Source organism: Azospirillum sp. UFLA03-27 (assembly GCF_059803775.1).
The window spans coordinates 23,684-33,883 of sequence record NZ_JAUQTX010000045.1 but is presented as its reverse complement, the minus strand read 5'-3'; the positions used below and the strand labels follow the sequence as shown (position 1 = coordinate 33,883).

At 63.3% G+C, this 10,200-nt stretch carries 10 protein-coding genes and 1 pseudogene; 5 read left to right on the top strand and 6 right to left on the bottom strand.

The annotated features are described in order from the left end of the window. Positions 1-53 precede the first annotated feature (53 nt). On the bottom strand, positions 54-404 hold the full coding sequence (locus Q4I23_RS09700; protein WP_498526085.1) for a hypothetical protein: 351 nt from the start codon (positions 402-404) through the stop codon (positions 54-56). 363 nt (positions 405-767) lie between these two features. On the opposite strand from Q4I23_RS09700, the gene Q4I23_RS09695 reads away from it, so the two are divergent. Both Q4I23_RS09695 and Q4I23_RS09690 read left to right on the top strand, forming a co-directional pair. Beyond that, complete coding sequence (locus tag Q4I23_RS09695; RefSeq protein ID WP_498526084.1) at positions 768-2,606, top strand: hypothetical protein; 1,839 nt, start codon at positions 768-770, stop codon at positions 2,604-2,606. A gap of 272 nt (positions 2,607-2,878) precedes the next feature. Beyond that, the gene (locus Q4I23_RS09690; protein ID WP_498526083.1) at positions 2,879-3,448 is read left to right on the top strand and encodes a hypothetical protein; all 570 of its coding nucleotides are present in this window, start codon (positions 2,879-2,881) and stop codon (positions 3,446-3,448) included. A 402-nt stretch (positions 3,449-3,850) separates the two neighbouring features. Here Q4I23_RS09690 and Q4I23_RS09685 read toward each other — a convergent pair whose 3' ends face one another. The 3 genes from Q4I23_RS09685 to Q4I23_RS09675 form a co-directional block, all read right to left on the bottom strand. Further along, the gene (locus Q4I23_RS09685) at positions 3,851-4,207 is read right to left on the bottom strand and encodes a hypothetical protein (RefSeq protein WP_498526082.1); all 357 of its coding nucleotides are present in this window, start codon (positions 4,205-4,207) and stop codon (positions 3,851-3,853) included. A 263-nt stretch (positions 4,208-4,470) separates the two neighbouring features. After that, a complete protein-coding gene (locus Q4I23_RS09680) occupies positions 4,471-4,869 on the bottom strand; it encodes an Ivy family c-type lysozyme inhibitor (RefSeq protein ID WP_498526081.1) in 399 nt (132 codons plus the stop codon). A gap of 145 nt (positions 4,870-5,014) precedes the next feature. Continuing rightward, positions 5,015-5,554 (bottom strand): hypothetical protein, encoded by a 540-nt coding sequence (locus Q4I23_RS09675; RefSeq protein ID WP_149651351.1) that lies wholly within the window; start codon positions 5,552-5,554, stop codon positions 5,015-5,017. A gap of 156 nt (positions 5,555-5,710) precedes the next feature. Between Q4I23_RS09675 and Q4I23_RS09670 the strand changes: the two genes are divergently transcribed. After that, positions 5,711-6,067 (top strand): helix-turn-helix domain-containing protein, encoded by a 357-nt coding sequence (locus Q4I23_RS09670; protein ID WP_149651350.1) that lies wholly within the window; start codon positions 5,711-5,713, stop codon positions 6,065-6,067. Between the two features lie 133 nt (positions 6,068-6,200). Here the strand turns inward: Q4I23_RS09670 and Q4I23_RS09665 are convergent. Beyond that, positions 6,201-6,935: pseudogene (locus tag Q4I23_RS09665) on the bottom strand (adenylosuccinate synthetase); the annotation flags it as partial. A 197-nt stretch (positions 6,936-7,132) separates the two neighbouring features. On the opposite strand from Q4I23_RS09665, the gene Q4I23_RS09660 reads away from it, so the two are divergent. Further along, entirely contained in the window at positions 7,133-8,563 is a 1,431-nt protein-coding gene (locus tag Q4I23_RS09660) for a putative endonuclease domain-containing protein (protein WP_498526080.1), read from the top strand. Between the two features lie 256 nt (positions 8,564-8,819). Then, the gene (locus tag Q4I23_RS09655) at positions 8,820-9,083 is read left to right on the top strand and encodes a hypothetical protein (RefSeq protein WP_149651347.1); all 264 of its coding nucleotides are present in this window, start codon (positions 8,820-8,822) and stop codon (positions 9,081-9,083) included. A 115-nt stretch (positions 9,084-9,198) separates the two neighbouring features. Here Q4I23_RS09655 and Q4I23_RS09650 read toward each other — a convergent pair whose 3' ends face one another. Continuing rightward, complete coding sequence (locus tag Q4I23_RS09650; RefSeq protein ID WP_149651346.1) at positions 9,199-10,053, bottom strand: HNH endonuclease; 855 nt, start codon at positions 10,051-10,053, stop codon at positions 9,199-9,201. Between the last annotated feature and the right edge of the window lie 147 nt (positions 10,054-10,200).

The following is a 10,200-nucleotide window of genomic DNA, read 5'->3' as shown; positions in this document are numbered from 1 at the left end:
CTCCACCGGTGGATCTGATCGTTTTCTGATTAGGAATAGAGGCGCTTACACGGTCAGATGTCGGGTCTGTACTCTACGATGTCATAGGAAAGTTTGTTGGCGGCACTCTGCTGCGAAGGCATCACGACATCCCCCATCAACGGCTCCTCCTGTTGACCGGCGACCGTGTGGTCAGCAACGCTTTTGAGTTCATATTTATGCCCAATCGGCCTAACGCTCGTTTTCCCCGCATCATCGCTCAGTTTTGTCGCCAGCGCGCTGCCGCTGCCTTCCCGCCCCGCGAAGTGGAAAGGCTCGAAAAATACCTCGTAGACTGCTTCAGGTCGGGAAAACGTCCGCCTATGGCTTCCACAGGATGGGCTTGGACCGAGATCGCTACCAGATGCGGGATCGAGCCAGAGCATCTGCGCGCCAAAAAGGACTGTGTGGCGCCGCTACTACTCGCGCTGAAACGCGAACTCGAACGGGCGCCGTACAGAGAGGCGCCTAAACCGATCTCCTCCTCTCAACCGACGACTGGTGCGGGGAGGCCAAGAAAGAATGTTACGGCGTCCGGGACGGGCAAAAGAACTGGTGAGAGGGTGGGTCGCGGTGAGGTCAGAGATCCTATAATTGATCCCAAAACAGAGCATAATCCGATTGAATCGGCCAGCGGTATCTCTAATAAAGTGCTTAGAAAGCGTACAGGGCCTAAGCCGAAGCTGCGTGTGCATTCACCACCTGCTCTTTGGGATGTGTGGGATGAGCCGGATGCCTTTCACGAGGCCTTGGACCTGCACATGCGTCGTCACGGTGAAGGAAGCTACGCTCTGTGGGCATCCATCATCCAGCCGGGTGAATCCTTTCACCAGACCACCCTTTACGCTTGGCGTCGTGGGACGAAAGCCCCACGAAACGCTGAAAGCCTTGATATGCTCACGCGAATTGAGGCGCGGTATCGGCTCCCATCAGGTTATTTCAAAGCCAAGCTACCGCATCCTTCGCGTTCTACCTCGGGTCTGTCGATGCCGGGGATCTCTACATCTGAGCGGCGCAGGCTCGCCTGGCACCTTCCGGACGACTTCGACGTCCGTCCTGAGACCGAGCAAGAAGAAATCCTGCAATGGGTGCGTGAGAAGGTCATCTCGGGCTCTACGGACTACCGGCGCTTCCAAGCCGCTGCCGTCAAAAACCGATACGGGGTGCGCTTCTCCTGTGGTTCATCTGCGCATCGCCGATGGGAGGCTGCGCACGCGGTGGACCTTGATGAAGACGATCCCCACGCTGGTCTTGATCCCGACCTTACGGGTGGTGGTGTCAATGCTCCACCAGCGCTCGATGAAGAGATGGCCCGCCTGATACAGTTCAAGACCTCGACGCTGACGACCATCGGCTACCAACGCAACGGCGTCTGGGGAGAAGAGACGGCAGCCCAGAAGGTCGAACACCTGGGCTTGCTATTCGGGGCGCTGGCCGCAAAGCCAACTGGCCCCGTTCAGGGCTTTGGTATGCGGCTGACCGAATTGTCCTTCGCACACTTGGTCTTCCCCGCTGTGTGGGACTGGTACATCCAGTGGCGGGAGCGCCGACGTGGCTTCTATACCAACTGGGAAATCGACATGCTTCAGGTAGCTGCCGCACTCACCCGTGAAAAGACCGGGTGGTTGCGTCAGACGCCTGAATTGGCCGATAGGCTGAAGCCGATCAAGGGGTTAGTGTCGTTCCAGGAAATCGATCGCGCCCGGGCAGACTGGGGTGAGGCCTGTACCCAGTTGCATCAGCACGCGCTCATTCGGTCGAAGGAACTCGATCGGGTCGCTCGGGTCCATCGCGACCCCTTCGAGCCAATCCTGCCGGTACTGGAAGCCGATAGTCCACTCGCCGAATACAGGAAAATCGTCGACGAGATCATCCGGCTTATGCCTGATGAAAAGCGCTATCCGATCTCCGCCGCCGAATCTGTCCGGTCGATCTTAATGCTTCGGCTTGGCCTCCACACCGGTCTGCGCCAGAAGAACCTACGGCAGCTGCTGGTTTGCCCACGCGGCCAAGTTCATTTGACCGAGCGCCAACTGGCCGATCGAAAATGCGGCGAACTCCGTTGGAATGACCGCGATGGCGCGTGGGAGCTTTTTATCCCTGCCTCTGCATTCAAGAACGCGACGTCCTCCTTCTTCGGGAAGAACCCTTTCCGGCTTCCGCTTCCCGACCTCAGCGGGCTCTATGACTTTATCGACGCCTACCTGGGGCTGCATCGAGGCAGGTTGCTCCGCAACGCACGCGATCCGGGGACGTTTTTCGTGAAAACCGTCAAGGCAACGTCGGCCGATCCCAGTTACAATCAGACGACCTTCTATGAAGCATGGCGCCTCACGATCCAGCGTTTTGGAATCTACAATCCCTACACCGGCCGCGGGGCGATCAAAGGCCTTCTCCCCCATGGTCCTCACAACGTTCGCGATGTGCTCGCCACGCACGTATTGAAGCAGACTGGATCTTACGAGCAGGCCAGCTACGCAATCCAGGACACGCCGGATGTGGTGGCAAAGCACTACGGGCGCTTCCTACCGACGGACAAGGCCTCGCTCGCAGCACAGGTGCTGAACAAGGTATGGCAGGCAGCGTGACGACGACGGTCAGGCGACGAGTTCGTGATGGGTCACTGCGAATTGCTCAATGAAGCTGCCCACGAGGAACTCTCCGTTCGCGAAATCGAACGGCGCATCTACACCGTGAACAGCTCGGTAATGGTTCGGGCAGAGCAACACCATGTTGGACAGCGCATCCTCATCGCCGCGACCGAGCCAGCGGACACGGTGCGCTCCGCAGATCTCCGGACCAAGCCGTAGGAAGATCGCGATCCGTCACCATGTGTTTCCTATGGAAACGGAGACCTCACATGCGGTTTTTGCCGTCGGCGCAGTTCATCGGGCAGTCGCAGGTGGCCGACGAATTCGTCTCGCCCGCGGCGGCGCTGGCCAATCGCCTGTTGGATGCCAAGGGCCTGGGCGGCCTGCCGCCGTGCAGCGTCAGCTACTTTATTGAGGAGCTTCATCGGCCGGGTGCTGCGATCGGTCTGCACAGCAAGGGCACGGCCAACGTCCGGCTGAACTTGGCTTGGCTCGCTGCCTTGGCGCAGCGAGAGACTGACCCCGAGCGGGAAGTCGCCTTCGTCATTCTGCACGAATACGCCCATTTCGTCCTCGAACTTCTGGAAGCCCGGGAAGCCAGCCCCGGCGCGACGCGCCGACGTATCGAAGCCGGACACGCTGATTTTCTGCGCAGGATGAACCACCTCGGGTGGCTTGCCGATCCGGTATCGCGCAAGCTCCTGTCCAACCACAATGCCATCGCCGAGGAATGGTACTGCGACGCCTTCGCCTACTGGGTCGCGGGCACCTTGCCGGAGCCACACGCCGAGTTCTTCGACGAGCTTATGGTAGGGGTGCGCTTCCCTCCAGCCGGTTGAGGGTTGAGTTTTACGCATACTACGGTATGCCCGCATGAGTTACATGGTCACGGGCGATCTCTCAAAAATAGGTTGAAACTGGGTCTGTGCTTTGACAGGCTGGACTACCTCTAATGGATAGTGCGCCTGCTACGGTTCTCAGCCATGCCAGCCTCCGCCGTCACCCAACCATCGGATGTCCCGCGAGGCGCGGCGTACCCGTTCGATTTTACGGTGTCGGTAGACACGGCGATCTTCCCCAGAGAAGTCATCCTCCGCACCTGCTACGCCTTCACCGACCGGTGCCACTGCTAAGCGCGAGTTAGAGGAGGAGACGCGCATCTTGGTCGGCTTCAGTTCAGTGTTGGCCTGCCGCGACCGAGCGCCTTCCAGACCGGCACGGGCATGCCAGGGGGAGGAGTGTCAGCCGTTGATGACCCAGATGCCGAGGCTGATGATGCCACCCACCCCAGCGGCCAGCAGTCCGAGGGTCGCGAACAGGAGGGACCCCCGGAGCGCGATGATGAAGCCGCAGGGGGCGCCGACGATCTGGGCGGTGCGGCCGAGGGCTCCCAGGGTGCCATCGCCGTACTGCATGGCAAGCCACTGCGGGATGAAGGAGCCGATGGCGCCGCCCATCAGCCAGCAGAAGAACAAGAAAATGGCGAGGATTCCGGTCACCATGTCCCCGTCGCGAAAACCCCACGGGGGCACGACGGCGCAGAAGATGGCCGTCAGTACCGGGATGCCGACGATGTAGCTGAGATAGATGGCGGTCATGAACAGAGCCTCCAGAAGCGCGGTTGGCTGGCGACCGTGCTGGCATCGGGAAGAGTGGCGGCAACAGGGACAGCGCTCAGGGGTATTCCAGCTCGCTCTGGCGTCGTGGCGTCACTATGTCGGCGTGCCGTCTCCTGGTGGTCCGCCGGTCCCAGCGGTCGGTGAGGCGCCGACATGTTGAGGTCACCGGACCGGCGTCTGTTGAGCATTGATGTCTGCGGGTTTAGCGTGACTGTCGGCTGACACCAGAGTGCGGCCGATGATCAGCCCCCTATGGTCAGCACCGACTTCACGCTGTCGGGTGGGTTGCCGTAGTAGGCCGTGTTCCGGCCGTCCTCGGTGAGTGACGCCCAGACGTTGCCGTTATGGTCGAGCGCAAGGCGGGCGTGGACAGTCGAGCAGTTATGAGGCTGGCAGCCGAAACCGAACACGATGCCGTCGCGCTCCTCCATGGGGGCGCTGACGCCGTGCTTGGCCCAGGTTGACCACACCTCAAAGCCTGCCGCGGGCATGATCCTGCGCACAGCGTCCAGCACCGCCTGGTCCTTCACCACCTCGTAGACCTCGCGGTTGAACGCATGGGCAGCAAGGTCGGTGGCCAGCGCGGATGGTGAAGCGGTGATGATCGCAGCGACCGCCGAGGCCTGAAGAAAACGATACATTGGGGCCCCTAACATCAACAATGTCTATGTCCCGACGGGGACAGAACGCAGCATCCGCCAGCCAAATTGGAGGGCGATGCCATGGCGGTGATCGAGATCATCGCCTTGGCCCGGAGGAAGTCGCGTCCGGTGGAGCTGACCAAGTTCAAGCGGGCACGGGGGCGGGCATCGCGGTCTTGTCGGGCATCGCGGTCTTGGCGGCGGCTCGTGCGGCTTCCAGTTCTTGCAAGGTAGGCGTCCGGCTCTGGAGCATGTTGGGAAGAGCGCGAACGAACCCCAGGATCCACGACGGAATGAGGAGGAGGACGCCCATTAGCGCCACGCCACCACCCTCGCCCTTGCCGAGCAGTGCGCCGATGGCGATCAGAATCGGGGCAGCCAAGAACACTCCCTTCACGACGATTTTCGCCGCACGGTATTCGGTGTGGAATTCCTCATAGTCACTGGCAAAGCGGCCGTCCATTTCCGCGGCAAGAAAGAGATGAACTCCGTTGTCCCTCAGAAAAAATGTTCCAGACAGTCCCAGCCGAATGTAAGAATTAACAATAGAACGAGTGCTGACGGACTTCAGTAATTTGTCTTCTCCATCGGGCTTGGCGATCCGAATATAGTCGTAAACTGTGCCATCTTTGGTGCTTTTTGACGGACCGATGGCCGCAATCGTCCCAGTGATCGTTGTGATCATATAGGTCCCTGCTTTTGCTGCTTGCGGGTGGAGGAAGCATATCACCGGAGCGCCGATGCCCGCGGTTGCACGTAGAAGGTATACCCCAGCTTTCCTGGGGTTGAAAGTAGGAACTCTACGTAGACCCGGGCACGGTGTCGCGGGCACACCGGATGCATGGAAGGACTGGGAAAACGACTGCGCGAGCGGGCGCAAGCCTTGGGGCTGACGGACACTGAGGTGGCCCGGCGAGCCGGGCTGGGCGAACGGCGGTACGGGCATTATATCCAGGATCGGCATGAGCCTGACCTCGGAACCCTGGTGAAGATCGCCTCCGTGTTTGGCGCAACCATCGACAGTTTGCTGCTGCCGGAGCAGGGCGAGGCCTCAAGCGAGCGGCAGGCCCTGATGGCGCGGTTGACCGCGGCGGCCGAGGCGATGGAGGTCGATGACCTGCGCCCTGTGGTCCGGATGCTCGAGGTACTTGTCGAGGACCGCCGGAGCCGCGGACGCCCCGCCGAGCAGGAAGGCTGATCACGCCGCCTCTGGCGTCAGCTACACGCCGTGGTGTTCTCAGCTCAGCCTCACGTGACGCCGAGCGTCGGATACCCAGAGGTTCCGCACGCACCGGGGCAGGCTGCATTGACCCGGTGCGCGCGGCGGCCCGTCAATCCGTGAACGGGTCGCGCATCAGGATGGTGTTCTCACGCTCCGGGCTGGTGGACAGCAGCGTGATCGGCGCCTCGATCAGCTCCTCCAAACGGCGTGCATACTTGACCGCGGCGGCCGGGAGCTGCGCCCAGCTGCGCGCCCCGTAGGTGCTGGTCTGCCACCCCGGGAACGTCTCGTAGATGGGCTCCACCTCGGCCTGGGCGGTCTGGCCGGACGGGAACCGGTTCAGCACCTCGCCGCGGTACCGATAGCCCGTGCAGATCCGGATCTCCGTCAGCTCGTCCAGGACGTCGAGCTTGGTGAGCGCGATGCCGTCGATACCCCCGGTCTTGATAGCTTGGCGCACCATGACCGCGTCGAACCAGCCGCACCGCCGCTTCCGTCCGGTCACGGTGCCGAACTCCCGGCCGCGCTGGCCGATGAGCTCGCCGATCGCGTTGGCCTGCTCGGTCGGGAACGGCCCGGAGCCGACGCGCGTCGTGTAGGCCTTGGCGATGCCGAGCACGAAGCCGATCTGCTTCGGCCCGACGCCGGAGCCCGCGGCGGCCTGGGCGGCCACCGTGTTGGACGAGGTCACGAACGGGTAGGTGCCGTGATCGACGTCGAGCATGGCGCCCTGTGCGCCCTCGAACAGGATGCGGCTGCCCGCCTTGCGCGCCTGGTCGAGCCGTTCCCAGACCGGCTGGGCGTAGGGCAGGATGCGCGGGGCGACGGCCTTCAGCTGCTCCAGCAGGTCAACGTCGCCGCCCGTTTGGCTCCCAACAGGACGCTCGACATCCGCAAAGCGCGTGACCGCCGTGCGCGCCACACGCTGTCGGCATTGCGGATAGCGCGAAAGCCTGCGGCACTCTGACTGGTTCATGGAATGGCGGCGGAACCTTACTTTTAGGCTCTTCTTCAAGCCGCCATCGCCTCAAGGGTTATGCCATGCCCAGCGGTTTTCCGGTCACGGTCCATCTCGACGGGCAGACCTTCAAAAACCTCCGGGAGGTCGCCCGTTATCTCGACGTCAACCACAAGACCGTAGAGAAGTGGATCGCAACGAAGGAAGCCGACGAGACGGTGGACGAGTGCGTCGCCCGGCACGCGGACATCAAGCGGGTGACGTACCAGGGGAAGATCTACAAGAACAAGGCCGAGCTGGCGCGCGAGCTGGGGCTGAAGCCCGCCGAAGTAGCCCGCATCATCCGCAGGGGCAACGACGTGGCGCTGGTGCTCATTCAGCGCGAGGCCAAGGCGGTTGCCCGCATCGCGGCGGAACGCCCTCGCCACATCGACTGGAACGCGGCGCCGCTCCACGAACTTGTCGAGAACTTGCCGAGCCTGACTGGGCCGCTGGCGAACGTCGACCTGACCGACGCCTGCCGCATCCCTGGCAAGGGGACCGGGACCGCCCGTATTGCCGGGGCGCGCTGCCGGAAGCACGGACCTATCGAGCGCGTCTTCCCGCTGCAAGAGCTGAAGACCCCGCGGCAACCCTGCCTCGAATGTCGCAAGGAGCACAATCCCGTCCGCACCTCGCGCCAGCAGAGGACGCTGGGGAGGTTGGTCGAGTCCGTCGGGGAGCAGGGACTCCTGGTGAACCTAGACAAGGCCGAATTGGTCAAGGTGGTCCGCGAGGGTCCCCGCACGCGAAGCGAATTCCAGGTTCACCATGCGATGTGTGCTCGGTGCGGCCGGGAATTCAAACCGATCTGGTATCATCATCTGGAAAAGGGCAACGTTCGCTGCCCCGACTGCCCGAAAAGCCGGTACACCGCCGAGGAGGTCGCGGCCAAGGTCACGAACGCCCACGGCGGCATCGTCGAGCTGTTGGAGTACAGCGGAACCATCCAAGGGCGGAACAGCCGCTTCCGATGCCATCTGTGCGGCAACGAGTGGCCTGCATCTGTGAACGCCGTCATCGGCTCCAAGCACAACACCCCCACCGGCTGCCCACAATGCTCGCGGTCAGGCGCCCGTGCCACTGTCATTGCGATGACCCTCGAGCGCCTGGGTATCTCGTACCAGCACGAGTGGCCGGTGCGCGTGCCGGACCGCCAGAAGCCCTTGCGCTGCGACTACTACGTGCCATCGCACAAGCTCGTTATCGAGTACGACGGGGACCATCATTTCCGCCCCTCGACGCGCCAGCGCGATCCCGAAAAGGCCCAAGCCGCGTTCCAGGACGTTCAGGAGCGCGATCTCGACAAGCGTGAGGCCCTGCTCATGCGGGGCATCAGGACGACCCGCATCCCGTTCTGGGTTGCCGACGTCGCCGCCGAGGTCGAGAACATCCTGAGTGGTAGGCCGAGCTACCCCGACCTTCCCGATCCGGCGGATTACGCAGCGTGGCGGGCGAGCCTGAACGTCCGGTGACCCGGGGAAGCAGGCTGACGGCCAGCGCCGTAGGCGTTGGTGCAAGCAACTCCGCCCCTCCATTGCCCGTTATGCCCGTCATGTGCCCCTCCACGCCCCCGGAGCTTCCCCCATTCCTGGGCGTGGACACATGCACCAGGAGGCGCGACCCAGCGCGGGTGACGGCCGGGCATGGCCGCCGCCATGGGGGCGGGTGCGACAAGCGAGCGACTGCGCCGCTCTCGGGAGGTCGGGAAGCGCGACAGGGAACCTCACCATGAGGCCGGACGAGAACCGCCGCGCGGGCGCCCGCGATCGGCTGACCGCGCAGGCCCACGCCGCCGGTGCCGATCCCGGCGCCGGGTCGGTTCCGTCCCGCGACGGCACCAGCGAACACGCCCGTACCGGCACCACGCTCTCGGCCGAGACGGCAGCGCAGTACGTCAGCTGCGACCGCCTGTTGCTTAACCGGTCCCGCCTGGAGACCGCCTTACCCGAGTGGGTGTACGACATTGTGTATCAGCTCCAAATGCGCGGATGAATCCCGATTCCGCGCCGATTTACATCCTCGGCGTATCGCTGGCCGACTGGTGTGGCGTCGGAAGCGTTGCGCATCCCAGTCGAGCGGGATTGGTAACTGGAAGGCTTGTGGCTATTCAGGCGGCGATGTCGTGATGGACGAGCGCCAACAGTTCGATAGCTTGCCCCACTCGGAAGCCGCCAGTTGCAAAGTCGAAGGGGGCGTCGACACGGTGCAGAACCCGGTGGTGGTTCGGGCAGACCAGAACCATGTTCGAGAGGTCGTCCTGGCCGCCGCGGCTGAGCCACCGGACATGATGCCCTTCGCAGACGTCGGCTCCGTAGCGGGCGCGGGGGGCCCATTCGCAGATCTGGCAGCGGCCGTCGTACAGGGCGCGCAGGGCTTCAACATGCTGCCGGTCACGCCGGACCGCCTCGGTCATCAGGTACCGGCGCCGCTCTTCCGCCAAGCCGGGCTCCTCGTCCCGCATCAAGGCCGCGACCGCGGCCTCATCCCCGGCCAGCAGCAGCGCTTCAAGTCGCTCTTCGGGAACCAGGCGGGCGCGCGGCTCGAGCGGCATTTCTGCGGCGTAGGCGGCCAGCAGCCGGTGGTCGGCCTCGGTGAGACGGCGGACGGCCGCATGCCCCTGGAACGCTCGGCCGAGCACGTCGCCGCCCGCGCGCACCGACAGCCTGCGGATCAACATCGTGACGTCGGGCTGACCGTCGGCCTGGAAATACCGTGAGCGCCGCAGGTCGCCCCAGAGCCGGTAAGGGCCGTATCGGTAGCCTTTGGGATTCAGGGTCTTGGCAGAGGCGACAAGTTCGGCCGCCAGTACATAGACGCCGTCCGGCCGCCGTGTGAACGCCCACAAGCTGTCCCCGATCTCGACCTCATGGAGCAGCGGGTTCGGTTGGTTCAGGTGGTACGCGACCCCGAGGTCCAGGTCGCGGGCGTAGTTGTCGCCACGCCAGTAGTACAGCAGCGGCATATTCGGGTTTGGGTCGGGGCGTTCTGCTCGTGAAAGTATCAGCGCTGACGGTTTCTGGAAACAGGGCCTGGGCGGCGACACGCCTGTCCAGGACATGCGGACTCGATCCACGCAGAGCCTGCGAGCGATTGCTCTGGTTACGATGTC

Excerpts from the sequence above, each read along its gene's own strand:
- Q4I23_RS09700 (WP_498526085.1), bottom strand. The coding sequence starts at position 404 with ATGCTCTGGCTCGATCCCGCATCTGGTAGCGATCTCGGTCCAAGCCCA.
- Q4I23_RS09690 (WP_498526083.1), top strand. The coding sequence starts at position 2,879 with ATGCGGTTTTTGCCGTCGGCGCAGTTCATCGGGCAGTCGCAGGTGGCC.
- Q4I23_RS09685 (WP_498526082.1), bottom strand. The coding sequence starts at position 4,207 with ATGACCGCCATCTATCTCAGCTACATCGTCGGCATCCCGGTACTGACG.
- Q4I23_RS09680 (WP_498526081.1), bottom strand. The coding sequence starts at position 4,869 with ATGTATCGTTTTCTTCAGGCCTCGGCGGTCGCTGCGATCATCACCGCT.
- Q4I23_RS09675 (WP_149651351.1), bottom strand. The coding sequence starts at position 5,554 with ATGATCACAACGATCACTGGGACGATTGCGGCCATCGGTCCGTCAAAA.
- Q4I23_RS09670 (WP_149651350.1), top strand. The coding sequence starts at position 5,711 with ATGGAAGGACTGGGAAAACGACTGCGCGAGCGGGCGCAAGCCTTGGGG.
- Q4I23_RS09660 (WP_498526080.1), top strand. The coding sequence starts at position 7,133 with ATGCCCAGCGGTTTTCCGGTCACGGTCCATCTCGACGGGCAGACCTTC.
- Q4I23_RS09655 (WP_149651347.1), top strand. The coding sequence starts at position 8,820 with ATGAGGCCGGACGAGAACCGCCGCGCGGGCGCCCGCGATCGGCTGACC.
- Q4I23_RS09650 (WP_149651346.1), bottom strand. The coding sequence starts at position 10,053 with ATGCCGCTGCTGTACTACTGGCGTGGCGACAACTACGCCCGCGACCTG.